The sequence below is a fragment of the candidate division KSB1 bacterium genome, from assembly GCA_034521575.1.
Classification (GTDB): Bacteria; Zhuqueibacterota; Zhuqueibacteria; order Residuimicrobiales; family Krinioviventaceae; genus JAXHMJ01.
Window position 1 is genome coordinate 376,167 of record JAXHMJ010000002.1, and the last position, 25,450, is coordinate 401,616.

The window sequence follows — 25,450 nt, forward strand, 5'->3', positions numbered from 1 at the left end:
GTTTGTGAACCAGGATTTTGCTCTGGTACAAACTAGGCCCCGTGCTCCGCTAACTGGTTTCTCAATGCTTTGATCCATATAGCATTTCCATTTGAATTCAGATGTATACCGTCCGCATCATAGTATTGTTTATTAACCCGGCCTTGCTCATCAAGCAGTGAATCATAAATATCGATAAAACTTCCAGTGCAATATTCATGGCATAATTTTACCATTTCTTGATTAAACAATCTCGCTTTTTTATTTCTGTCTCCAAGAGTGTCATATGTGGGAAACAGACCGCAGCAAATAAAGGGCACTTTTTCCGGAAGATGTTTTATCAGTATAGTCATTTCTTCGATCATTTGAATGATGGATTGGCGATTCAAATCATTGCTTCCGATTGAGAGAATAATACATTTTGCCTTTGAGAGATTTTGGTATTGGTCGATTCGTGCAATCGAACCTGCAATAGTATCTTTACCTATGCCCAGATTGACAGCGGGATTGGCGACAGCCGAACCACAAAGCCCTTCAATATGACTGTCGCCAATAAATATGAAACTTCCATCCGGCCAGTTACCGGTTGCTCTCAGATGATATTTGACGTGACGGTGGTAATATAGTGATGTTCTATCAATAGTTTTTTCGATCGATGGTCTGCGAAACAGCACACAACTATAAAGCAGACCGATGAGTAAAAGGTGAATACTCAAGAGATAAATGATGTATAGTTTTTTCCTGACAGCCGGGTCGGGTTTGAAAAATTCTTTACGCAAAATATGATACTCCGGTTTTTAACTAAAAAAATAACGCTTGAAATCAATTATAACAATTACTGGATAATATAGCAAATGAAATTTAACTGATACGGGTGTGTTCTTTTACATGCAAATTGTAAAGAGGACTGTTTCAGGACGGTTCTATTGCTTTTTCCGTTCAAAAAAATCCTCCTTGCATCTAATTCAAATTCCATATATATTTTATCGGAAATTCTACGGGCTTGCTCTTTTTGATTTGGGTTCAGATGTTTGTGGTCGTGTTTTATCAGGGCTCAATGTCAACAAATTTCAAGGGCTTGTTATTTTCTGTTGAATATAGGATGGGAGGCTCGGTTATTAAAACAAACTTTACCCGAGGCAGTGGTTTATTTGAAAATTTACTTTCAAAGAAAAGAGCAGCTTTGGCCGCCCATTATATTAGAAAACATAATGGCCCGCAAACCAGCATTCTGGATATCGGTTGCGGCACTTTTCCATTTTTCCTTTCAAGAGTCAATTTTACGAACAAATACGCTTTAGACCGGATTCCTGTCTATACCCCGTCTCTGAATATCCATTTCACAAACCAGGATTTACAAGTCAATGTCCAGCTGCCATTTGAAGACAACACCTTTGATGTGATCACGGCCCTGGCTTTTGTCGAGCATGTTAATGATGCAAACAGGAAAAAATTGTTTCTCGAGATTTACAGGGTTTTAAAAAGGGGCGGGATGTTTTTTTTAACAACACCCTGCAAATGGACAGAATCCATTTTGATTATTCTGGCAAAGCTTAATATGGTCAGCCGGGAGGAGCTCCGGGAACACAAAGATTTGTTAACCCGTGATGAACTCAAAGAATTGCTCATTTTATCCGGATTCGATCGCCACACTATCCAAAGCGGCCGCTTTGAGGCCGGATTAAATTTATATGAAATGGCTGTAAAATAAACCGGCAACAGGATTGACCACCCAGGTTCTGAAACAACCTGATATCATGTTTGATTCTGATTTTATAGATAAACGCAGTGACTGATTATAGTTTTATTGGATTATGAATCTATTCGTTGAAAAAAGAGGTCCCGGTGAAAACAAAATTCATGAAAACAGGATTTCTGGACAAGCCGAATCCTTACATCATACTGCAAGTTTTTATCATCCTTTGGGGGCTGTATATCAGAACGCGCCAGTATTTATGGAACCGCAGTTTATGGCTCGACGAAGCTTGTGTGGCCTGGAATATTTTAAAGCATTCTTATTCCGGTTTGACCGGCCCCCTGGAGTATGGTCAGGCTGTGCCTTTGTTTTTCCTTTATACAACAAAATTGTTTGCAGAACTGTTTGGATATTCGGATTTTATTTACAGACTGCTTCCTTTCTATTGCAGGTGTTTTGTCAGTATTCCTCAGTAACGTCCGGTTAGGTTTTTGCACGTAGAGTAATTTCGTCGATTTTTTCTATGAGATTTTCTACGATTTTTCTTGTCGGAATCTCGCACTTCATTTTGAATTTGAATACGGAGTTCTCGCACTCTTTCGATGTTAACTTTTTCGTTATAATTTTCATGACAATAGATTGCCAGCAGCAAATATGTAATGAGGCCGCCGAGAATTTGAACCATAAGTCCGTACTGACTTCGAGCTATGAGATGATAGACTTTGAGATGCGTGCGTTTCCACCAAGCGAAGAAATTTTCAATTTCCCAACGAAGTTTGTATGCCTGAGCAACATCTTCTGCAGAGAGGTCATAACGATTTGTCGCGATCCAGTATTTTACATTGCCGATTTTAATAACCGACAAGTCGTATCGACTTTTTTGTTTGATTGGTGCCCGGCGTCCCCAATAAAACTATAGCATCATAAAAAACAGATGCTTTCTGGTTTTATGTCATGTGCATAAAGACATATTTTCTCGTCGATGCTTTGATGCGGCAGAAAAATTGACGACCGTCCTCCTGCCATTGGTCAAAGCGTTTATGGCATTGATAGCCCCGATCAAGAACGCCGGACTGGTCAGAAGAGAGTATTTGATCGACAAATGGTCGTTCACCGGCTAAACCGCCTGTGAGATATAGTTTTGTTGGAATGGACCGATTGATATCAAAACCGAGATGAACTTTTGCCTTTTTTAGAGCCGTTTCTATAATCAGCCCAAGTCATTGAAAGAACAGCATCAATCAAAGAACCATCGATGGCAACAAGCTTCCCAAATGTTCAAATTGATTTGGGATAGTGGCCGCAGCTTTGGCTTGAAGTTCATTAAAAACAACGAGCTAGTTGTTCGAAGGCCGCGATTGTTGATAGCCTCAAAAAAGCTACTTTTTTTGATTCCATCTTTCGGGGCAATATGCTCCCGAGCAAATGTATCTTCTTGAAGAACCTGGACAAGATGAGTCCCTGATTCATGCTCTTCAAGATGATAAAACACGAGGGCATTGAGTTGATCTTCAAATGTCATTTGCAGAGGTCGATCTCCTCGTGAAACTAATGGTGGTACCTTGGACAAGATAGCCTTGATCGGTTCCATTAGTCTTTTGAATGTTTTAGATTTTTGTCGAGGCTTAAACTTTTTGAATTTACGTCGCATTTCCATAACACCTTATATTTATTAATGTTATGAAAGTCGACTTTGAAATTTTTGACGTAATGTCAAGTGTTTTTTTGTGTTATGTCATATTTTTTTGTAGAATCTGAGCGTTGCAATTACCTAACCGGACGTTACTGAGTATTCCTGGTTTATTTTTTACTGCGTGAAATATTTGACGAAAAGATCACATCGATCGCATTGTTTTTCTTTATATGTTCCCGGCAGCTGATTTATTATAGTCAGGAGCTAAAGCCCTATTCACTGGATGTGTTTTGGACGGTTGTGCTGCTTTTGCTCTTTTTTCAGGTACAAAAAAAAGATAACGTCCGCCTGGCAGATGCAGTTATTATGGGGGTCCTGGGGAGTCTGGCACTATGGTTTTCATTTGCCACACTTTTTTTGATTGCAGCGGGTTCGATTTATTTTGTGGTTTTATATTTTCATAAGAAAACAGCCATGCTTCTTTTCCCCATTTTGTTTTGGCTGTTCAATACGATTGCTTTTGCTCTTGTACAGCGGCAGGGTATTCAAATGGGTGATTTAACGGCTTATTGGAATTTTGCGTTTATACCTCTTCCGTCAGATACTCTATCCTTACAGCGCATCGGGCATATGTTTCAGAATTTCATTCACTATGCCGGTATTCCCTATGTTTCAGTATCCGCTGCTGTTATTGTTTTTTTGCTGGGCCTTTATCACTTTTTTAAAACAATGCCTGTCAAGGCGTTTATACTTGTATTGATATTTGTGATGCCGGTTTTTGCTTCGATGATTCAAAAATATCCGTTTTCAGGACGTATGGTTTTATTTCTTCTGCCAATATTTTATATTGTCATAGCGTCTGGTATGATACCCCTTTTCTCTTGTCAACGATTGGCTGGTTGGATTTTTGTTTTATTTCTTTGCATGCCCTTTCTTAAAACCGGAATTGAATTATCATATAAACCTATCAAAATGGAAGAGATAAAACCGCTCCTTGAAATTTTTACAGAAAACAGACAAGCGTCGGATGCTCTATATGTGTATCCGAATGCGTTTCCGGCATTTCGGGTTTATCAACCAAACTACAATATTGATAACAGCGAGTTTACAGTAGGAATACCGGATTCTATTACATTGCTGACTGGTAAAAATATCTGGATTCTCTATTCTCATTTAACGAAACATACAGACTATCCAAAAGCCCCAGAGTACCAAAAGACGGTTTATAAAGAAACCGGTGCCAAATTGGTACATTATGAGAAAAGCAGTACATCTGATGATGTTTATAACAACAAAAATAGCGCTTGCCCGGAGACAAGTGTCATTTCTGATTAATTTTAATACCCTGTTCAGGTTGGATACTGGATATAGCTGAAGCTGCATTCAGGATTCTGCTTTGAATAAGCATCTATATTCAATTATATTGAACAGCTTTTTGATCAGATGCTGTGAAGCGATATAATACCAGATAATTGGAATAAAAAAGTCCGCGCCGATAAAAAGCTGTGATAATGTTTTGTCTTTAATCCCATAAATCACGACTGTCAGGATAAAAACACAGGCAAAAATAACAGAATCGGATCGCGCCCATACGGCCAGGAAGATAAAAAGTCCTGATACATCGCAGAACTGTCCGGTATGAGAATAACCGCATTGTCCGGGGTGTGTGTGTTGATAGGATGAACATCGGTGTAATCAAAGCCCGGTTTGAGCACCAGTTTCTGCTCGCGGCTAAAATGCGGGTGATACACGATGGTGGACAAGGGGCCGAAAATAAACTGTGTTGCCGCATTCCGGTAAGCGGGAATAAACACAAATATGAACGATCAGAGCAAACGAGAAAAAAAGCCGGGCATAAATCGTCTTGAGGGTCCGGGTGTTTTATCAATATGATCCGTTTCCTGCATAACAACCTTTTTTTCAGATTCCGCTCAAACATGACAGATCACACACCCGGTTCCGAACCTGTGTTCAACGGCAGGTTGAGTGTCCCCGTCCCGGATTATCCGATAGAAATCATCCGCTCGACGGCCTGATAGGCGCGTTTGCGGATATCCTCAGGCACATGTATTTCATACTGTTCTTTCAGTAACGCGTCGCGTGTCTGCTCCAGTGTGATTTCCTGCATGTGCGGACAGCGGATACTGCACAGTCTTAGCAGGTCTTTGTCCGGATTTTCCGCAATAATATTATCGGCCATGCTGCATTCCGTCAGCAACAGATATTGCCCGGCCTCACTGTCCCGGATCATGCGGATCATTTGCGAGGTGCTCCCGCTATAGTCCGCCGCCTTGACCACGTCAGGCGGGCATTCCGGATGCGCGAGAACAATGGCCTCCGGATGCTGTTTGCGCACCTGTTTGATATCATCAACCGTGAACTGTTCATGCACCTCACAGCGGCCTCCCCAGCCTATAATCGTATAGTCCAGGTCTTTGTTGCGTTTGTCCAGATCCTGCGGATTTTTGGTGGGAAAGATCACCCGCATTCCCGTTTCCCGGGCGATATTTTCGGCCATAAATTCATCCGGTAAAAAAATGACCGTGTCTGTATTCAAAGACTCGACCACCGCGTTCGCATTGCCGGAGGTGCAGCAGATATCACTCTCGGCTTTGACATCGGCGTATGTGTTGACATAGGTGACGACCGGCACCCCGGGATACTGTTTGCGCAGCTTACGCACATCCGCTGCGGTGATACTTTCCGCCAGAGAACAACCTGCCCTGGGAGAGGGAACCAGAACTTTTTTATCCGGACTCAGGATTTTCGCGGTTTCGCCCATGAACCGCACCCCGCAAAACACAATGATATCCTTGTCCGTGGTCGCGGCTTTGCGGGCCAATGCCAGTGAATCCCCGACGTGGTCGGGAATGGTATGATATAAAGCCGGTTCCATGTAATTATGTCCCAGGATGACCGCATTCTTTTCGTGTTTTAAAATATTAATTTCGTCTACCAGTTCCGCTTTCAGGCGCAATTCAACCTCCGGGACAACGGAATGCAGCTTTTCATGCATTTTTTCATATATTGATTGTACGCTGGAATCCATAACATCCTCAATTAAAGTTCAACGTGTAAAGTAAGCAAAGAAAGTAAAAAAATCAATCTTTTCGTTTTCATTACTGCTGGATTTATTTTATATTAGAATAATATTTTCATAAAAAAGGATTTAGAGATGGGGAAAATTAAAAATTTCGAAAATATGTTATCAGTCCTGATTATTCTGTCTCTTTGTTTTATCGGTGTTCTTTTATTTGTGTTTGCGGTGCAGTCATACCAATATGATGGACATATGTCTATCATGAATACGGATACATTAATCTATGCTCAATATGCCCGCGCTATGGCAGACGGGCATGCCTATCAGTTTAATGCAGGCGATGGCCCCACGACAGGCTCGACGAGTCATTCCATATCTGGCTGCTCGCTTTATGTTACAGGCTCGGCTTTACCGGCTATCAACTATTTGATGCCATGTTGGTTCTCAATATACTGCTCCTTATGGGATCTGTCCTTTTTTTCTGGTTCATTTTAAAAAAGGTTGCACGTTCTCTTGTATGGCCGGGTATTCTTTTGCTGGTTTTCAGCGGTCACTTTGCTCTTGTCTTTATGGGGTTTAGTGATATGGGTTGGTTTGTTTTTCTTCTTTACGGGGTATTTTGCTTATTACTTTACGGTAAGCGCAAATGGGGCGGCGGCTTGCTTTTTCTTTTGGCTTTAACGCGCCCGGAAGGTATGATCATCGCTGCTTTTTTCGCTGTTCTGACCGTAATTGAGAAACAAATTTCAAAACCAGAGTCTCCCGGATGGGGTGTAGTGGCTGCCGGTATTGCCGGTGTAATCCTGGCTCTGGGTATCAACTTTGATATGACCAGTATGCTGACCTTTGATTCCACAGCAAGCAAAGGGTATTTTAATTTTTATGATACATTGACAGCCCTCACCTTTTTCGCCCGTGATTTTGTGATTTTGATACGCGAGATCGTATTTGCCGTATCCGGCGGATTCCGCCAGCATTTTTTTCCTGCTGTGATTGCCGGTCTGCTTTTTTTCTGGGGCTTGATGCAACGCACATGGGACAAACCTGATTTTGAAAAAACCGGAAAAATTGAAACCTGGTGGATACTATCTGCTGTTTCATCACTTGCCGTGGTGGCGGCAAGCAGCTGGCAGGGGGTTCATCTTGACCGATACCTGGTCTGGATCTTTCCGCTGATTGGATTGTATCTGCTTCGTGGTATTCAGGCTTTGCCGCTTCACAAGCCGGTTACTCGTATTCTGTTTGCCATTTTTATTGGGTTTCAAATACTGAATTACCCGTTTTTTCTCAATCAATACAAACAAGCCTGCGCCAAAACACGTTCAGAATTAACCGAGTATGAACAATTTGGAGCAGAGATTAGTATGGATTTGACACTTGGCCTGCAAGGCGGCAGTGGTGTCAAATATCTTTTGCCTGAAAATCGGGTAATCAACATAGTTGGAGTTACAAACCCGTTTTTTCGTGGTGTGTTTGAACAAATCTCTCGTTTAAAACAGATACAGTATGTCCCTGATGCCCAATTTGATCTTTTCTTATCCAGTGACTCTAGTCATGGTTTTCCCGGGCCTCTGGTTTCCGATGCACATTTTGTGGATGTTCCCTCTATTTTTGATGATATTCTCTATGTTTTCCCAATGGATTGGTCACCACTCCGGCAAAGTGCAGCGCCATTGACCCTACATGCAGTTGATACACTGCTTTTGACTGACAAGCTGGACATCGGATTTGCAGATGATGAAGAACGCTGTGATTATCGGCTCGACAGCCAGTATCATGTTCAAAAGGTGCTGCCGTTTGCGTTCTCCTTTCATGCTGATACCATCTCCTGTGTTGATGTGGCCCGGCCTGTTATGGGATCTGATTATTTTACCCTGAAAACCAGACCTGAAACACAACACTGGCTGGCGGTACGTTTTGTTAATTCGGATACAGTCGAATATCAGGCATTCGGCTCTGTGCATAATGTTGCAACGGATACAAAAACCGTTAAAGAGTTATTGCTGAAAACCACAACAGGGTTTCAAACCATTCTGGAGCTCGATCCGGGCGAGGAAAAAGTCAATGAATACCTTTTTGCCTTGCCCCCTGAAGCCATTGCTGGCCCTTTTACCCGGTTTGCGATTCATGGTGATCATCTGCCCGCTCACTATTGGATATTTACAACGCAGTAAATCTGACAATTGGAAAAAAGAATGCTGAATCCGCAACACACAAATAATTTCTTATCCCTGTTTTTCATCATTGTTCTGCTATTTCTCTCTATCCTTTTATTTTTAGCACCTGCCAAACCCTTTGGGCTGATGGGCCACGCCCCGGTATTGAATATGGATTCAATGATTTATGCCCAGTTTGCAAAGACCATAGCGAATGGACATGCCTATGAGTTCAATGCAGGAGAACAGCCCGTAACGGGGTCATCCAGCCATTTATATGTCTGGATATTAGCAGGTCTGCATAAAACAGGCATACGCGGTCTTGAACTTTTAGATGCTGATGCTGATCCTGAATATTGTATTGAGTGCTGTTTTTTTCTTTTTCTATTGGCGCATCCTCAGTGTCATTGCACCTGAAATCAAATGGCCGGCTGTATTGACTGTTCTTTTTAACGGGCAGCTGATTTTAATTTATCTGGGCGCCAGTGATATGGGGCTGTTTGTAACCTTGCTTTTTGCGCTGTGGTTTGCGGTGCTTTATAAAAAGCCGATCTTACAGGCTGTGCTGCTCTTTCTGGTCGCAATCGCCAGACCTGAGGGTATTATTATCGTCGCTCTTTTTCTGCTCTTCTCTGCTAAAAAGGTTTCAAGGCGACTCACAGTCAACAATATGATACCTGTTGCTGCGGGTCTGACCGGAATCGGTTTTATCATGATGTTGAATTACAGTCTGACCGGAATGATCGCATTTGATTCGGGCATCGGGAAAAATTATTTTTTTCGTCATGACATCCTGACGGCACTGAGTTTTTTCGTAAAAGATATTCTTGCTCTTTTTCGGGAGATATTATTTCTTGGACGGACTGGATCCCGTGAATTTTATTTCCCGGCTGTGGTAGCCGGTGTACTGATCATGTGGGGACTTTTAAGGCGGTTTTCACGCAGAGACAAAGAGCCGATTCATGTGTTTGTGGAATATTGGTGGCTGGGGGCTGTTCTGCTTCAGTTCGCACTGGTGGCATGGAGCGGCTATCAGGGCATTCATACAGACCGATATTTTACATGGATATTTCCGATACTCACAATCTACTTGTTTGATTCAGTGCGAGATCTGTTCAAATCAAAAAATAAAATAATTCTGTTTTATAGTCTGATCATCGGTTTTCAGATCATGTCATTTTCCGTTTTTATCAATTTGTACGCCGAGTCCTGTGCCCGCACTCAAACCCGGATTGATATATTAACCACTGCTTTGGCGTCTGTCAATGAACAGACTACAATCGGAACAATCAATAATGCCGGAATAAAATATGTTAACGAGAGTCATAATGTCGTTAATATGGGGGGGATTGCACCTTATTTCCGGGGAATGCCATTTATGGTGCATCGATTAAAAACTGCACAATATAATCCGGAACTACAGTTTGAATATCTCCTGGATAAAAATGAAAAGCATCTTATTCCGAATCTGCTGTTCAAAAGTGAAAAAGAGATTAGAGTTGCCACTATTTTTGATATTTCTTCCTCGTTAAAAAAGATGAATTGGCAGCCTCTTCTCAGGTCTTCGAGTCCCGTTTTTGCCTCACGCTTAAACGACTCTCTTACTTGTATAGATAGTCTGGACATCGGTTTTGTTTGTGACGAGGAGCGTTGTGATTATTCCTATCAGCTTGATTATGATGTCCATTACGCCAGACCTTTTAGTATGTCTTTTCAACGGGATTCTCTCGAGTATTTGGATGTCGCCAGACCCGTTTTGGGACAGGACCGTTTTCACTTCCGCTCATATTCGGATCGTGATCATTGGCTGGTTGTTCGCTGTTTCGTCCCCAAGTTTGTTCAGCTTCAGGCCTTTGGCAAATTAATCGATATTGAATTGGATGACTATAATTCGTTTTCATTGCAGCTTGCTTCGGGATTTACAGGTGCTGTTGCAGATACTTTAGGATCGATACCCGGAAAAATGAATGAATTTTTGATCCATATCCCGAAAACACCGTTAAAGATCGGAACATGGTTATCAACTTGAACGGTTATCATATCCCGGCAGCCTATTGGCTGTATGTCAAGAAATGAGTGTAGATAACGTTAAGGAATTAATTTTATGCCATCTGCTGCAAAAGTAAAGCTTTCGAAAAAGGAATTACTTGTTGCTTTCTGTCTGACCACTCTGGTTTATTTGATTTTCAGTTATGGGGCAATTCGTTCTCCTGACAGTGAAATTATGTTCAGAACAAGTTTGGCACTGGCTGATTCAGGGCATTTTTACGCTTCCGAACAATTACAGTGGAAAGAGTTTGGATTACCCAAAGGCAAAGATGGAAACCGCTATTCGATTTTTGGCCCGGCTCAGGCAATAGCTGCCGTGCCGCTGATCAAGTTATCGCAGATTATCAACAAGTCAAAATGGTATCAAAGCTACCTCAACATAGTCCCAACCTCTCATTATGTACCGGGAGGTATCATGTCATTTCTACGAGGAGAAACTGCAACGCCTGCAAAAGAGCATGCCTTGCGATTCTGGGTCTGTTTGTTTTATGTTTTTGTCAGTTCAGCGTCAGTGATCGTGTTTTTAAAGATCATGATATTTTTTACGGCATCCAGACTCATTCTCTATTTAATAGGTAACATGTTTGCGTTTGGAACTTTGGTATTCGCTTACGCTCTCACATTTTTCAGTGAACCGTTGGCCTTGTTGTTTGTGCTTTTGTCTTTTTTGCAGCTTTTGCGATACAGCACGGCTTTTAAACCAAACCGAACACTTTTAGCAGCTGGATTGTTTTTGGGACTGGCTGTCGCAACTCATATTAGCGCAATTTTATTTGCCCCCTTTTTTTTAGTTATCCCGCTTATCAAGCAAGAAAAAGAACTTCAAAGGTACGAGTGGATCAAAAAATTATTCCTATTTTCAAGTTTATTTCTCCTGGTCATTGCCTGTATTGGCCTGTATAATTACCTGAGATTTGGATCATTTCTAGAGACTGGTCGTACAGCAGATCCTCATCTGCGCTATGCTTTTTTTACATTACCATTTGAAGGTTTGCTCGGGCTTTTATTAAGCCCGGGCAAAGGGGTTATCTGGTTTTGTCCGGCTGTGATTCTGGGATTGGCGTTTTGGCGTTCCTTCCATGATCAATACAAGTCTCTGTCGATCCTGATTTTGTTCATGATCGCGTTCCGTATAATATTCATTTCATGCAGAACCGACTGGCATGGCGGATTTTGTCTGGGACCCAGGTATCTGGTTATGGCTATTCCTTTCTTTCTTATTCCACTGGGTCCGGCATTTGAAAAGATGAAAAGAAAGAAAGCAGAGATCATTCTTTTTCTGGTAACATCTGTCTGTGTGCTGCAGGAATTGTACTTTAACACCGGTGAGGTGTTTTCATTTCTTCATTTTCAAAAGTTCAAATACAGCCAAATGGGGATTAATGTCTTTGAAAATAATCTTCTTTATTTCAACCTTCACCTGTCTCCCGTGCTGCATATATTAGAAGGGAAAACAGGACCGTTTTTAATGCAAAATACGGAATTAACCAATCTCAACATTTGGCTGTTTGGTTCCGCAGTTTTTTTGACATTATTTGCCGGCCTGTTTATTATTTTAAAATACAAGTATAAAGACAACTTGAATAAAAAGACATGAAGAATTTTCTTAATTTTTGTTGTGTGGAAAGATTTCCCAAAATTATTTTGAGAAATTCTGTTATTTGGGGGGGTATTTATCACACATCTGAATCATTTTACCTGTTCTGAAACGCAATTAAAGTAAGATTAAAAATCAAGGTTTTATTTTGGGATTCTCAATTCATGTCTAAACGCGCTGCCATTATTATCGGCGCCAAACCTGTGGGCCTTACGACAGCTTATGAACTCTGCAAGCAGACCCGTACCAAACCCGTTGTCTTTAAGAAATCATCCGTGATCGGCGGCCTTTCACGAACCGTCAATTATCGGGGGAATCGAATAGATATTGGAGGGCTCCTGTTTTTTCCCAAATCCGGACGGGTCATGGACTGGTGGTTAAATAGTTTACCTGTTGAAAAGGGTTCCTCAAGCGTTCAGGGCGTACCGCTTTCGCAACCAATCCTGGACGGAGAAAAAAATCCTGTGGAAACGGATGTGGTGATGCTGGTGCGCGCGCGTCTTTCAAGAATATGCGATAACTATCACGAGGAGCGTTGAGCTTCGGCGCCGGGGTACCGGGAATATATATTGTGATTCAGGCTCTATTTTTTTATATTCAATTGAATAGAGAGAGGTAGCTTGCATGAACGGATCCGAGACATCAAAAACCGTATCTTTTATCAGTCTGAAAACCAGGCTGATTATTTACACGGTGATTATTATTCTGTCCTTTTCGCTCTGTGTCGGCGGCTTTTTTTATATCATCAGTGAAAAAGCCATGCTGCAGAATCTGCAGCACTGGGCGGATTCCTATACTGATAATTTTGCCTTTTATCTCCGGGATGTGGTGACGCAGCGCGATACAGAGAAAATAAATGACTTTATCAGAACCGCCCGCAATGATTCCCGTATTTTATATGTGGTCGTTCTGAATAAATTTGGCACGCCGATTGCAGAATACGACCCTGGAGATATGTACCAGGACATGTTCTTTGACAGGGATGAGGTCAGATCCCAGCAGATGCTCGAAATCGAGCATGAAAACAGAGGCAAGCATTTCCGGTTCATACGCGCGATCGAGGGGCCGGAAGGGGATGATCGGGCCGGAACAGTCGCTTCGCCGGGCTTTTTGGAGAATCCCATGTTGCTGCTCGGCATTTCTCCGGTTTCCATGCAGCAGCGTATGGATTCCTGGATCAAACAGGCCATTCTGATCATCGGCGCCTTGTTGTTGATATTTATCACCATCAGTGTGATCTTGATGGACCGCGCCAGTCTGCCTTTGAAAGAATTGACGACAGCGGCGCGCGCCATCGGGCAGGGTAATCTGTCAATCCATGTCAAGCATCAGTCTCACGATGAAATTGGCCTCGTTGCCGCATCCTTCAACTCGATGATTGAGCAATTAAAAGAATCGCGGGAACAGCTCAGGCGCTACACCGATAATCTGGAACATGAAATTGAAAAGCGCACAGCCGATCTCAAACAGTCCGAGTTAAAGTACAGAACGTTGTTCGAACACTCGGGGACGGCTCTGGCTTTGATTGCTCCGGATAACTCTCTGATCATGGTCAATCATCAGTTCAGGCGCTTGAGCGGGTTGTCCGGCAACGAGATTGAACGTATCAATGATTTTAGCGAATTGTTCGATAACGCGGATCAAAAAGATATCGAACAGATCATGGTCACCGCGCGCAGTTCAGAATATATGGACGAGCCGCTGAATTGTGAATCTGTTTTGAAAACCGGCGATGATGTATTCCAGCGGGTGAATCTGAATGTCAGTTTGCTGCCCAATACGTTGATCGTATTGGCCAATATGACGGATGTTACGCAGATTCGTGAACTGCAAAATCAACTAAATCGTACCCAACACCTGGCCGAGGTGGGTGAAATGTCGGCTTCGCTGGCGCACGAGATCCGAAACCCTCTCGGCGCCATTAACGCATCGATCGATGTGCTGGAACAGTCTCTTGAGCTCGACGGCGACGAACACATATTGTTCAAAATAATCGGTGAAGAAACCATGCGTGTGAACCGGATCATTACCGATTTTTTACAGTTTGCCAGGATTCAAAAAGCGGAACTGGAACCGGTTCATGTGAATGATCTGTTGATAAAGGAAATCAACGCTGTAAAAGCAGATTTTGGCGAGGTCTATAAAATTGAAACCGTTCTTGAAACCGATGTGGATACGATCGAGGCGGACTCGCGTCAGATTGCTTATGTGATTAAAAGCATATTGGAAAATGCCGTCGAGGCCATGCCCGAAGGCGGCAAGATTGAAATTACTTCATCCATGCAGCAGGACTATATCGGCAGAGACCAGGTACAATTTACAATAAAGGATAATGGCCCCGGATTTGATCAGGATAAATTACAAAAGATCGTTCAGCCCTTTTACACCACAAAGGACAAAGGTATTGGAATGGGCATGGCGATCAGCGAACGAATTGTACAACATCACAACGGGTTCATCCGCTTCAAGAGCAGCGCCGGCAATGGATTGCAGGTAAGCATTTCACTGCCGGTTTAATATTGTGGAGATGATGATATGTCAGACATTTTAGTTGTTGAGGATATGGATAATCCCAGACAGGTACTCACCATTTTGCTTCGCAAAGAAGGCTATAATGTGGAAGAAGCCCGAAATGGGATGGAAGCGCTGGGAAAAATGCGCGAAAAGGCTTATGATCTGATTGTAACGGATCTCAAAATGGAACCGATTGACGGTCTCGAAATTTTGCGCAAAACAAAAAAATTCTGTCCCAGCACCGAAGTGATTCTTTTGACAGCATTTGGCACCATTGAAAACAGTGTCGATGCCATGAAGCTGGGCGCCTATGATTATTTCAAAAAGCCGTATCATGTAGAAGAACTCTTGTCTGCGATCCGCCGCGCCCTCAACAAGAGCAAGTATTACGAAGAAAAAGTAGACCGTGAAACCCGGAACAAGTTCCCTGATATTATTTATCAATCAGAGATCATGAACGGGGTCTTGACTCTGATTGACAAGATATCCAATACAGACTCGACGGTTTTGATATCCGGGGAAAGCGGTACGGGCAAAGAACTCATTGCCCGCGCCATTCACTCGACCAGCCGGCGCCAGCAGGGAAGCATTGTCTCGATTAACTGCGGCGCCCTGCCGGATACGCTGCTGGAAACCGAGTTGTTCGGGCATATCAAGGGCTCTTTTACCGGAGCTGTAAAAGAACGCAAAGGACTGTTTTCCGAGGCCCATGGCGGAACCATTTTACTGGATGAAATCGGTGATATCTCTCCGCAAATGCAGGTTAAACTGTTGAGAGTGCTGCAGGAAGGGGAAATCCGTCCCGTGGGATCGGATAAGCAAATACAAGTGGATGTGCGTGTGATTGCCGCCAGCAATAAAAGCCTGGCGCATCAGGTAGAAAGCGGACTCTTTCGCGAAGATCTGTTCTATCGGTTAAATGTGATTCCCATACAGATCCCCAGTCTGCGTGAACGCAGTGAGGATGTACCGCTGCTGGCAAGGCATTTTGTCGATGCGCATGCCCGCCAAATGAATAAAAATGTGCCTGAAATCTCCGACGCGGCCATGGATATCCTGATCAAATATCGATGGCCCGGCAATGTACGTGAACTGGAAAATCTCGTTGAACGCACCATCGCACTAACCGATCATACCGTTATTCGGCCGGAAGACCTGTCTCCTTCTTTTCCTAAAAAAGTACTGATCGATGATATCAATTTCGAGGAATGTACGCTGGAGGAAATGGAAAAATATCTAATTATGAAGCATTTAACCAAATACGGCAACAATCCCAAACTGATTGCCAAAAAACTGGGGATATCTCCAACTACATTGTGGCGAAAAATCAAAAGCTATGACCTGTCCACAGATCAGCCCGCTCAAACGATAGAAGAAGAAGGGGGGAAATAGAGTAGGGACAAAATATCTATAGAACCCATGCGAACCCAAAAAAGCGCCCCGTCAGGGGTGCCATAGGCCGGAACCGGCAGTCAACGCTGCGAACAATTGATTCCGGGATGTTCTGGAAAGGGTTTTTCACACCCTGATTAAAATTGGTCCCATTGCGTCCCTATGGGACGCCTGTTTTCGTTTGATGGATATTGCTATACGATATACCGTCCCTACCGGGACGGGGATTGTGCAGCATTGAAGATTCAGCATATCGAGTGTTTCCCGGATTTGAATATTCCAGTTTTTGTAACCTCGATATTTCATTGTAAGGGTAATTTGAACTTTACATGCCCTTTATTCATGACACCTCACAAACCTGTCCCGATAATCGGGCCTGTCCCGATAATCGGGGGCCTGTCCCGAGCATCGGGGGCCTGTCCCGTAGGGACAAAATATCTATAGAACCCATGCGAAGCCAAAAAAGCGCCCCGTCAGGGGCGCCATAGGCCGGAACCGTCAGTCAATGCTGCGAACGATTGATTCCGGGATGTTCTGGAAAGGATTTTTCACACCCTGATTAAAATTGGTCCTATTGCGTCCCTACGGGACGCCTGTTTTCGTTTGATGGATATTGCTATAGATATGCCGTCCCTTCCGGGACGGGGATTGTGCAAAATTGAAGAATCAGCATATCGAGTGTTTCTCAGATTTGAATATTCCAGTTTTTGTAAACTCGATATTTCATTGCAAGGGTAATTTGAACTTTACATGCCCTTTATTCATGACACCTCACAAACCTGTCCCGATAATCGGGAGCCTGTCCCGAGCATCGGGGCCTGTCCCGATAATCGGGAGCCTGTCCCGAGCATCGGGAGCCTGTCCCGTAGGGACAAAATATCTATAGAACCCATGCGAACCCAAAAAAGCGCCCCGTCAGGGGCGCCATAGGCCGGAACCGTCAGTCAATGCTGCGAACGATTGATTCCGGGATGTTCTGGAAAGGGTTTTTCACACCCTGATTAAAATTGGTCCTATTGCGTCCCTATGGGACGCCTGTTTTCGTTTGATGGATATTGCTATAGATATACCGTCCCTGCCGGGACGGGGATTGTGCAGCATTGAAGATTCAGCATATCGAGTGTTTCCCGGATTTGAATATTCCAGTTTTTGTAACCTCGATATTTCATTGTAAGGGTAATTTGAACTTTACATGCCCTTTATTCATGACACCTCACAAACCTGTCCCGACTATCGGGCTTGTCCCGAGCATCGGGAGCCTGTCCCGTAGGGACAAAATATCTATAGAACCCATGCGAACCCAACAAAGCGCCCCGTCAGGGGTGCCATAGGCCGGAACCGGCAGTCAACGCTGCGAACAATTGATTCCGGGATGTTCTGGAAAGGGTTTTTCACACCCTGATTAAAATTGGTCCCATTGCGTCCCTATGGGACGCCTGTTTCACGTTTGATGGATATTGCTATAGATATACCGTCCCTACCGGGACGGGGACTGTGCAAAATTTCATCAGACCGGGTGTTTCGCGGATTTGAAAATGCCTGGTGTTGTAAACTCGATATTTCATTGCAAGGGTAATTTGAACTTTATATGCCCTTCATTCATGACACCTCACAAACCTGTCCCGACTATCGGGCTTGTCCCGAGCATCGGGAGCCTGTCCCGAGCATCGGGAGCCTGTCCCGTAGGGACAAAATATCTATAGAACCCATGCGAACCCAAAAAAGCGCCCCGTCAGGGGCGCCATAGGCGGGAACCGTCAGTCAATGCTGCGAATGATTGATTCCGGGATGTTCTGGAAAGGGTTTTTCACACCCTGATCAAAATTGGTCCTATTGCGTCCCTATGGGACGCCTGTTTTCGTTTGATGGATATTGCTATAGATATACCGTCCCTGCCGGGACGGGGATTGTGCAGCATTGAAGATTCAGCATATCGAGTGTTTCCCGGATTTGAATATTCCAGTTTTTGTAAACTCGATATTTCATTGCAAGGGTGATTTGAACTTTACATGCCCTTCATTCATGACACCTCACAAACCTGTCCCGAGAATCGGGCCTGTCCCGACTATCGGGGCCTGTCCCGACTATCGGGGCCTGTCCCGAGCATCGGGGGCCTGTCCCGAGCATCGGGGCCTGTCCCGAGCATCGGGGGCCTGTCCCGACTATCGGGGGCCTGTCCCGACTATCGGGGGCCTGTCCCGACTATCGGGCCTGTCCCGAGCATCGGGGGCCTGTCCCGAGCATCGGGAGCCTGTCCCGACTATCGGGGGCCTGTCCCGACTATCGGGGGCCTGTCCCGAGCATCGGGAGCCTGTCCCGAGCATCGGGAGCCTGTCCCGTAGGGACAAAATATCTATAGAACCCATGCAAAGCCAAAAAAGCGCCCCGTCAGGGGCGCCATATGCCGGAAACGGCAGGCAACGCGGCAAACGATTGATTCCGGACTATGCTGAAAGGGATTTCCCGCACCTTGATCAATATGGCGCCTATCGCGTCCCTGACGGGACGCCTGTTTTCGTTTGATGGATATTGCTATAGATATACCGTCCCTATCGGGACGGGGATTGTGCAAAATTTCATCAGTACATCCTAGAGTACGTACTTTTTAAATATTAATTTATATTAATGATATACAATAACTTATAAATGGCTTTATCACACCTTGTTTGCAACTTGTTTACGAAATCAATATCGACCGGCGAAACCGGACGGGCGGCTACGGGCAGTTATTTTTCGATTTAGAATCAAAGCCGCTGGAGAGAGCAAAAATGTATTTAAAAGGGTGGGAGACATTTTTTAATCTCGTCATGATCCTTCGGCTCGTGATGCCTGACAAATGGCAATCAGCCCATCCATAGCTCCATTGTTGCATTCAATTCCGGCATCACCCAACCTGTCCCGTAGGGACAAAATATTTATAGAACCCATGCGAAGCCAAAAAAGCGCCCCGTCAGGGGCGCCATAGGCCGGAACCGTCCGTCAATGCTGCGAACGATTGATTCCGGGATGTTCTGGAAAGGGTTTTCCACACCCTGATTAAAATTGGTCCTATTGCGTCCCTATGGGACGCCTGTTTTCGTTTGATGGATATTGCTATAGATATACCGTCCCTTCCGGGACGGGGACTGTGCAAAATTTCATCAGACCGGGTGTTTCGCGGATTTGAAAATGCCTGGTGTTGCAAATAGCGGCGCGTGATTGAACGACGGTCTGCGCTGCTGCCACAAATTGATACATTAATGATTCAGTCACACAACGTTGTCTTTTTGCTGTAAACCTCCCCTTTTCATTTCTTTTTCAAATTGAAACAAAGCGAATTTCAATTTGAAATCGGTTCAATAGTTACCAGTTCCACCGATAGAGTGACAGTAAGATATAAGGGTAAAATTAACAAGTGCTTGCAAGGTGTTATAACATCGACCCATTGTTTGGCACGGGATTTGTTGTTAAGTAAATCAGAATAACAAATGAGGATGGATTGAAAGAACACCTGAAAATATTGTTTGTTGATGATAACAAAAATCTGGTCCACAGTATGGCGATTGGCCTGAGCAAGCAGGGTATTGAGACGCAAGGTGTGTCCGATTCCGTAGAAGCTCTGGAGCTGTTAACCCGGGACGAGTACAGCATTCTGATTTCCGATATAAGCATGCCCAAAATGAACGGGGCGCTGCTTGCTCAGGTTGCCAAACGCATATCGCCGGAACTCAAAATTATTCTGGTGACGGCTTATGATTTTGATGATTATGAAAAAGACTATCCGGAAATCAAGCCGTTTGTGAAACTGAACAAGCCGTTTGATGTCAAACAACTCTTGGCGTTGATAAACCATTCTCCACATAATATATTCAAATCAATTGAAAGGAGTCTCTCATGGGACAACAGCAACTTTTACTCATCGTTTTATCTGTGATTATTGTCGGTATCGCCGTGGTGGTCGGTATCAACATGTTCAACAGCCAGGCCGCGTCTTCGAACCTGGAAGCGGTCACCAATGACCTGCTGAATCTGGCGGCGCGCGCCCAGCAATACTATGTGAAACCCACGGGTATGGGCGGCGGCGGTAATTCATTCGCAGACCTGACCATTCAGCATTTGACAGCCAAAACTTCCAATGATAATGGAACCTATTCTTTGGGAACTGTAGCCTCTGATCAGGTTCAGATTATTGGTATAGGTACAATGGACGGTGACGATGTTGCCGGTAATTGTGAAGCGACGGTCACTGTTTACGAAGACAGCGTAAGAACGGCTGTAGGCAACCGTTAAGTTTAAAATTACATTAACAGCTTTCAAATCCAGCTTTACAGAGCTTGCTCTGTAAAGCTGGTTTTTGCGTTTATAAAAGAGATGGATCCTCATGGCGGAATATCGATACAACGGTCTCAATTCGAGAAAAAAACGCATCGTCGGTTATTTGACTGCGGCCACTAAAAAGGAAGCGCGGGTGCGGGTGGACAGTCTGGCCCGGCAATACCGCTTTGAACTGATCTCTTTGCAGAAAAAGACCATTTTTTTGTATCGGTACCGCAAACGCGACGGCACGCTGGTTCGCGGCGAGCAGCAGGCCTACGCCAGGGAAGACCTTGAACTGGCGTTGCAGCAGATGGGATACAAGGAGATCAAAGTTGAAAAATCCTTGTTGAATTTGAATTTCAAACCCCCCTATTCCGACGTGATTTCCTTTATTCGGCTGACCGCCGATCTCCTGCACGAAAAACTACCGTTTGATGAGATTATGCAGCTGATGCAGATCGACGCCTCAAACAAATCCATGAAAAAAATGATCAAAGAAGTCATTTCCGATCTCAAGGACGGCATGGACGGGGAGGAAGTGTTCCGCAAGCAGGCCTGGGCTCTGGGCGAATTCCCGTCGAAAATGCTGGGCGTGGCCTCTAAAAGCGGTAATATGGCGGAGATCTATGAAAATACCGCCAAATTCCTGGAACGCGACTATGAATTTAAAAAGAGTATTCGCAGCGCCTTGCTCATGCCCACTATAACCTTGCTGGTTTTATTCGGCGCTGTGGTGTTTTACGTGGGATATATTTTCCCCAAGACCGCGGAAATGTTTGCCCGGGTGGGCGCCACATTGCCGCCCATGACCGCGTTTACCCTGGAAGCCAGTTACTTTATTACCGATAATTTGGTATGGATTTTGCTGGCTGTTATTGTGCCGCCGATTATTCTCTGGCAGCTTGCCAAAACCGAAAAAGGCAAGGTGGTCACCGGTAAATATATGATTCGTATGCCGGTTATGGGTTCTTTGATGCACAAAAGTTCAATTGAAATTTTCTGCCGGGTCTTTTATTCCATGTATTCGGGTTCCGGAGAGAACATTGAAGTGATCCGGACCGCAGCCGAGGCATGCCGGAACAAGTATATGGAAAAACAGATCAAGGAAATCACGATTCCCATGATGGTGCGTCGCGGTCAGGGATTTGTGGAAAGTTTAAAGGCATCCGATGTGTTTACTGTAAATGCGATTACGCGTTTTAATACCGGCGCTGAATCCGGTACCTTGAAAAAGGTCGCCCTTCAGATCGCCAAATATTATGAAAAGGAAACGTCTTACCGCATGAAAGCGATCACCGAGTGGATCCAGGTCGTTATTGGGCTTGTGATTATGCTTGTCATGACAGCGCTCACCATTGTGTCGAGCGAAACCGCAGTTGTACAACCAGAGTTACCGGGGATGTAATTATGGCTATAAACACATTATCGAATGCGATCATTGAAAAGATCGCCAAGCACGGCGCGCTGGAAGTTAGTGTGCTCGAAAAAGCGCGCGAAAAAATGAACGCCTCTTCCGGGGAACGCAAGCTTGAAGATGTATTGATCGAGGATATGGGATTTGACCGGCATGAATTGTATCAAAAATTCTGCAAGGTCTATTCTTTTCGTGAGATCAAGCTGGATCCGGGAGAGATTTCGGAATATTTCATGAAATTCATCAAGGAATTTTATGAAAATCTGCCCTCCAAAGCGCAAACCCAGTTTCTCAAGCGCAAAATTATTCCGTTCGGGTACAGCGACAAGAGCGATGATATTATGCTCTTTATCACCCCTTATCCGCTCGACAATGTTCTGACGGATGTTTTTCTGAACGGCGGCATTAAAAAATTTGAAATCGCCTATTCCCGCCTGGAAGATGTAGAGCAGGTCCTGGAAAAAGCCGTCGCCGCCGGTATGAAGAACGAATTTCTGCAGGTTCTTGAAGACGCCGAAGAGGAAATTCTGGATCAGGCAGAGGAACCCAAGGAAGAGAACATTGACGAGGAAGAACTGGCCGCCGCGGTCAACAAAAGCGTGCTGGTTAATCTGTTCGAAGGCTGTCTGTTAGAGGCGGTGCGTCAGGATGCCAGTGATATTCATATCATTCCGGACAAGGACAATAATATCAGTATTCGATTCCGCAAAGACGGCAAACTAAAGAACTGGATCACGCAACCCGGTTACCGGCCGGAGGCTTTTTTGCTGTCGTCAAGGACCGGTCCAAAAATGTCGACCGCTTTGAATGGGATTCCGCCCAGGACGGATTTATCCAGCGTGAAATCGACGGCACCATTATTCGTTTCCGTGTGTCTATTCTGCCGATTGTGTCCGGTTCTCTCGGCCGCAAGTATGAGAGTGTGGTCATTCGTGTGCTCGATGACCGCAAGGTGATCACGGATCTGAGCAAGCTGGGACTTGATGATTACGCCCAAAAAGAGTTTGTCAACGCCATCAACAAGCCGCAAGGTATGGTAATCCTGACTGGACCGACCGGAAGTGGCAAGAGTACCACATTGGTTGCTGCATTGCACCATGTGTTGACGCCTGAGGTCAATGTCCTGACGGTGGAAGACCCGGTGGAGTATAATATTGTCGGCGCCCGTCAGCTCAAGATCAGCCATAAAATGGGCTTTGAAAAAGCAATCCGCGCGATTTTGCGGCACGATCCGGATATCGTCATGGTGGGTGAGATTCGTGACAAGGAAACAGCGGAAGTGGCGATCAAACTCTCGAATACCGGTCACTTGACGTTCTCAACCCTGCATACCAATGATGCCGTGGGTGTGGTTTCGCGGTTGTTCAAGATGGGAATCGAGCCGTTCCTGATCGGTTATGCGATTAACCTGGTCGTCGCGCAGCGATTGATCCGAAAGCTCTGTCCGCATTGTAAGCAAGTGGAAACAAAACTTGATCCGGCTGTTGCCTATGCGCTGGATATGAAAGAGTCTGATTTCCAGAAAGCAACCTTTCACAAGCCGGTGGGATGTGAAAATTGCACCAATGGTTACAAAGGCCGAATGGGTATCCATGAAGTATTGACTTTTACACCTGAAATCCGTAATATAATACTGGATTCAAAAGGTGATTTGGATGAATACGCCATTCGCGCCTCAGCCCGCAAACGCGGTATGAAAACGTTGCGGGAAGCAGCCCTGATGCGCGCGCTCCAGGGCGTTACATCCTTACAGGAAGTGGCTGCTGTAACCCTGGAGTAAAATAGCGCATGGCAGAGAATAGAAAGATTTTAATCGTTGATGATGAAAAGGAGATTCGTAAAAGTTCAGCAGAGATATTAACGTCGGAGGGATACGAGGCGGAAACCGCCGCAGATGGGACGGAGGCTCTGGCAAAGGCCGGTGACAGCGAATATGCTCTGGCATTTGTTGATTTGGTGCTCCCCGGACCTATGAATGGGTTTGATACGATTGTCAAGATCCGGAAAGCTTTAAAAGATTCGTATATCATTGCCTTTACCGGATTTAATGGTCAACATTTGCGCAAAAAAGCGATTTCAGCCGGCGCGGATGATTTTATGACAAAGCCCATGTTCTCCGAAAAGCTGCTGCAAAAAGTTCAGGATGTGATCGGAAAACCCGAGGGGCAGCCACAGAAGCAAAAGAAAGCCGAGCCTGAAAAAACAAAGGCCGCTCCCGCAGACAAATCGGCTGCTAAAAAACAAACTGAAAAGCAAAAATGGCCTCTCATTTTTCTCAACATGCCGAAAGAAAAAATAGAGGAACTGCTTAAACAATCTCGCCGGGTAGAGCTTCAAAAAGGGGAAACCATAGAGGTAGACATTCTCAAAGAGATGCTCGTGGTGTATGACGGCGCCCTGTCCCTTACATACGGACCACTTGCATTGGGACAACTCAAGACCGGAGACTCTATAGGAGAATCCTGCCTGTTCGATCTTCAAGGCGTAAAAAGTCAGTATCTTTTAAAAGCGAGTGAAAAGAGCCGCTTGTTTGTTGTTTCACAGAAACTTTTGCAAGCGTTTCTGGCAAAACATCAATTGTACAATCAATATTACAAAAACGCCGCACTCGGCCTTTCAAAAAAATATTGCACTGCCGCGGACAATATGGCGCGATTATTGAACAAGAATATTGTTCCGTTGAATTAAAAAATCCATGAGGATCGCTATGATCATGTCCAAATCTTCTCACCAGCCGGTGTCAGAAGTCAATCGCGAAATCGAAACCAGTTTTCATCAAAATCTTCAATGGTGGAATTATGTGCGCTGGCTGTCCACCATTATTTTCCTTTCGATCGGCATTTTGCAGATGGCTGTGAACCGGGTCGAGTTTCCGCGATACAGTTTCATTCTTATCCTGATGAGCATCATTTTTCTGAATTTCTGCTACAGTTTCTGGATCGATAATTTCTCAAAACGGAAAATATATCCGGTGTTTCATAACTTGCTGGATATTATCATATTTTCGCTGGGGATATACATGACAGGCGGACTCGAGAGCCCGTTGATTTGGCTGTATATTATCCCCATTCTCACGTCCAGCATCACGATTGACCGCAAAACCGGATTTTTTGCAACGGTATTCAGTGTCATTGGCCTGGTGTTTATGTTGTTTTTCTCGGAAATCGGGTTTGGAATGGATCTTGTCTTTTCCTCCGAGTTTGCTGTTTTTCTCACAGATCATTTGCAAATCCTGTTGTCTTATACGGTATTGTTTTTTCTGGCTTATTTTGTCTCATCCTATCTGGCAAAATCGCTCTGGGATCAAAATCAGGCCTTTCAGGACCTCTCTTTAACCCTGGAGGAAAAAAACAAAGAGTTTGAATCTTCTCTGGAAGAACAGCTTTCCAATGAACGCCAGAGTGTGATCTCTCGGTTATCCCGCACCTTTCGTCATGCCATGAATAATCCGCTTGCCATTCTGACATTTCATTTTGAAATGCTGATCAAGGACAAGGGCAAAAATCTGGACAAGCGCGGCAAAGTCATCCGGGACACCCTGATGCGGATGAAAGTGATCATGAATGAAATTGAGAATTTCTATAAAGAAAAACCCGACAACGATATCGACATGTATGACCTGGGGGAGAGTACGAATCCCGATGCAAACAATGCAAAAGCAGAAACCTGGCAGGAATAAACGGA

Annotated in this window: 21 protein-coding genes and 1 pseudogene; 18 read left to right on the forward strand and 4 right to left on the reverse strand. The window is 44.5% G+C overall.

Going from position 1 to position 25,450, the window contains the following annotated elements; all coding sequences use genetic code 11:
• Positions 1-32 precede the first annotated feature (32 nt).
• Positions 33-758, reverse strand: coding sequence for a GDSL-type esterase/lipase family protein (locus U5R06_04445; GenBank protein MDZ7722081.1), 726 nt, complete (start codon positions 756-758; stop codon positions 33-35).
• A 323-nt stretch (positions 759-1,081) separates the two neighbouring features.
• On the opposite strand from U5R06_04445, the gene U5R06_04450 reads away from it, so the two are divergent.
• Positions 1,082-1,690: a methyltransferase domain-containing protein gene (locus U5R06_04450; protein MDZ7722082.1), complete on the forward strand. Its 609-nt coding sequence runs from the start codon at positions 1,082-1,084 to the stop codon at positions 1,688-1,690.
• A gap of 134 nt (positions 1,691-1,824) precedes the next feature.
• Positions 1,825-2,151 carry a hypothetical protein gene (locus U5R06_04455; protein ID MDZ7722083.1) on the forward strand — a complete coding sequence of 109 codons (327 nt, stop codon included), beginning with the start codon at positions 1,825-1,827 and terminating at the stop codon, positions 2,149-2,151.
• Here U5R06_04455 and U5R06_04460 read toward each other — a convergent pair.
• Positions 2,145-3,326: pseudogene (locus U5R06_04460) on the reverse strand (IS4 family transposase). The gene U5R06_04455 and the pseudogene U5R06_04460 overlap by 7 nt on opposite strands.
• Positions 3,327-3,608: 282 nt before the next feature.
• On the opposite strand from U5R06_04460, the gene U5R06_04465 reads away from it, so the two are divergent.
• Entirely contained in the window at positions 3,609-4,643 is a 1,035-nt protein-coding gene (locus U5R06_04465) for a hypothetical protein (protein ID MDZ7722084.1), read from the forward strand.
• A 209-nt stretch (positions 4,644-4,852) separates the two neighbouring features.
• Here U5R06_04465 and U5R06_04470 read toward each other — a convergent pair whose 3' ends face one another.
• Both U5R06_04470 and nadA read right to left on the reverse strand, forming a co-directional pair.
• Complete coding sequence (locus tag U5R06_04470; protein MDZ7722085.1) at positions 4,853-5,122, reverse strand: hypothetical protein; 270 nt, start codon at positions 5,120-5,122, stop codon at positions 4,853-4,855.
• A 188-nt stretch (positions 5,123-5,310) separates the two neighbouring features.
• Positions 5,311-6,357, reverse strand: coding sequence for a quinolinate synthase NadA (nadA, locus tag U5R06_04475; GenBank protein ID MDZ7722086.1), 1,047 nt, complete (start codon positions 6,355-6,357; stop codon positions 5,311-5,313).
• 126 nt (positions 6,358-6,483) lie between these two features.
• Here nadA and U5R06_04480 point away from each other — a divergent pair, with 126 nt between their 5' ends.
• The 15 genes from U5R06_04480 (at position 6,484) to U5R06_04550 (ending at position 25,445) form a co-directional block, all read left to right on the forward strand.
• On the forward strand, positions 6,484-6,843 hold the full coding sequence (locus U5R06_04480; GenBank protein MDZ7722087.1) for a hypothetical protein: 360 nt from the start codon (positions 6,484-6,486) through the stop codon (positions 6,841-6,843).
• Positions 6,844-6,932: 89 nt separating this feature from the next.
• Positions 6,933-8,522: a hypothetical protein gene (locus U5R06_04485; protein MDZ7722088.1), complete on the forward strand. Its 1,590-nt coding sequence runs from the start codon at positions 6,933-6,935 to the stop codon at positions 8,520-8,522.
• 21 nt (positions 8,523-8,543) lie between these two features.
• Entirely contained in the window at positions 8,544-8,921 is a 378-nt protein-coding gene (locus U5R06_04490; protein MDZ7722089.1) for a hypothetical protein, read from the forward strand.
• Positions 8,839-10,533, forward strand: a complete 1,695-nt coding sequence (locus U5R06_04495) for a hypothetical protein (GenBank protein ID MDZ7722090.1) — start codon at positions 8,839-8,841, stop codon at positions 10,531-10,533. Before U5R06_04490 ends, U5R06_04495 begins: the two co-directional genes overlap by 83 nt.
• A 75-nt stretch (positions 10,534-10,608) precedes the next feature.
• Positions 10,609-12,150, forward strand: a complete 1,542-nt coding sequence (locus U5R06_04500) for a hypothetical protein (GenBank protein MDZ7722091.1) — start codon at positions 10,609-10,611, stop codon at positions 12,148-12,150.
• A gap of 164 nt (positions 12,151-12,314) precedes the next feature.
• The gene (locus tag U5R06_04505) at positions 12,315-12,689 is read left to right on the forward strand and encodes an NAD(P)-binding protein (GenBank protein ID MDZ7722092.1); all 375 of its coding nucleotides are present in this window, start codon (positions 12,315-12,317) and stop codon (positions 12,687-12,689) included.
• Between the two features lie 85 nt (positions 12,690-12,774).
• Positions 12,775-14,667 (forward strand): ATP-binding protein, encoded by a 1,893-nt coding sequence (locus tag U5R06_04510; protein MDZ7722093.1) that lies wholly within the window; start codon positions 12,775-12,777, stop codon positions 14,665-14,667.
• 18 nt (positions 14,668-14,685) lie between these two features.
• Entirely contained in the window at positions 14,686-16,056 is a 1,371-nt protein-coding gene (locus tag U5R06_04515) for a sigma-54 dependent transcriptional regulator (GenBank protein ID MDZ7722094.1), read from the forward strand.
• A gap of 3,478 nt (positions 16,057-19,534) precedes the next feature.
• Positions 19,535-19,969 (forward strand): response regulator, encoded by a 435-nt coding sequence (locus U5R06_04520; GenBank protein MDZ7722095.1) that lies wholly within the window; start codon positions 19,535-19,537, stop codon positions 19,967-19,969.
• A complete protein-coding gene (locus U5R06_04525; GenBank protein MDZ7722096.1) occupies positions 19,930-20,325 on the forward strand; it encodes a hypothetical protein in 396 nt (131 codons plus the stop codon). Before U5R06_04520 ends, U5R06_04525 begins: the two co-directional genes overlap by 40 nt.
• A 91-nt stretch (positions 20,326-20,416) precedes the next feature.
• A complete protein-coding gene (locus U5R06_04530) occupies positions 20,417-21,757 on the forward strand; it encodes a type II secretion system F family protein (protein ID MDZ7722097.1) in 1,341 nt (446 codons plus the stop codon).
• A 2-nt stretch (positions 21,758-21,759) separates the two neighbouring features.
• The gene (locus tag U5R06_04535) at positions 21,760-22,722 is read left to right on the forward strand and encodes a hypothetical protein (GenBank protein ID MDZ7722098.1); all 963 of its coding nucleotides are present in this window, start codon (positions 21,760-21,762) and stop codon (positions 22,720-22,722) included.
• A complete protein-coding gene (locus tag U5R06_04540; GenBank protein ID MDZ7722099.1) occupies positions 22,638-23,546 on the forward strand; it encodes a GspE/PulE family protein in 909 nt (302 codons plus the stop codon). Before U5R06_04535 ends, U5R06_04540 begins: the two co-directional genes overlap by 85 nt.
• A gap of 8 nt (positions 23,547-23,554) precedes the next feature.
• Positions 23,555-24,454, forward strand: a complete 900-nt coding sequence (locus tag U5R06_04545) for a response regulator (protein MDZ7722100.1) — start codon at positions 23,555-23,557, stop codon at positions 24,452-24,454.
• Positions 24,455-24,473: 19 nt separating this feature from the next.
• Positions 24,474-25,445: a hypothetical protein gene (locus U5R06_04550; protein ID MDZ7722101.1), complete on the forward strand. Its 972-nt coding sequence runs from the start codon at positions 24,474-24,476 to the stop codon at positions 25,443-25,445.
• The last annotated feature ends 5 nt before the right edge of the window (positions 25,446-25,450 follow it).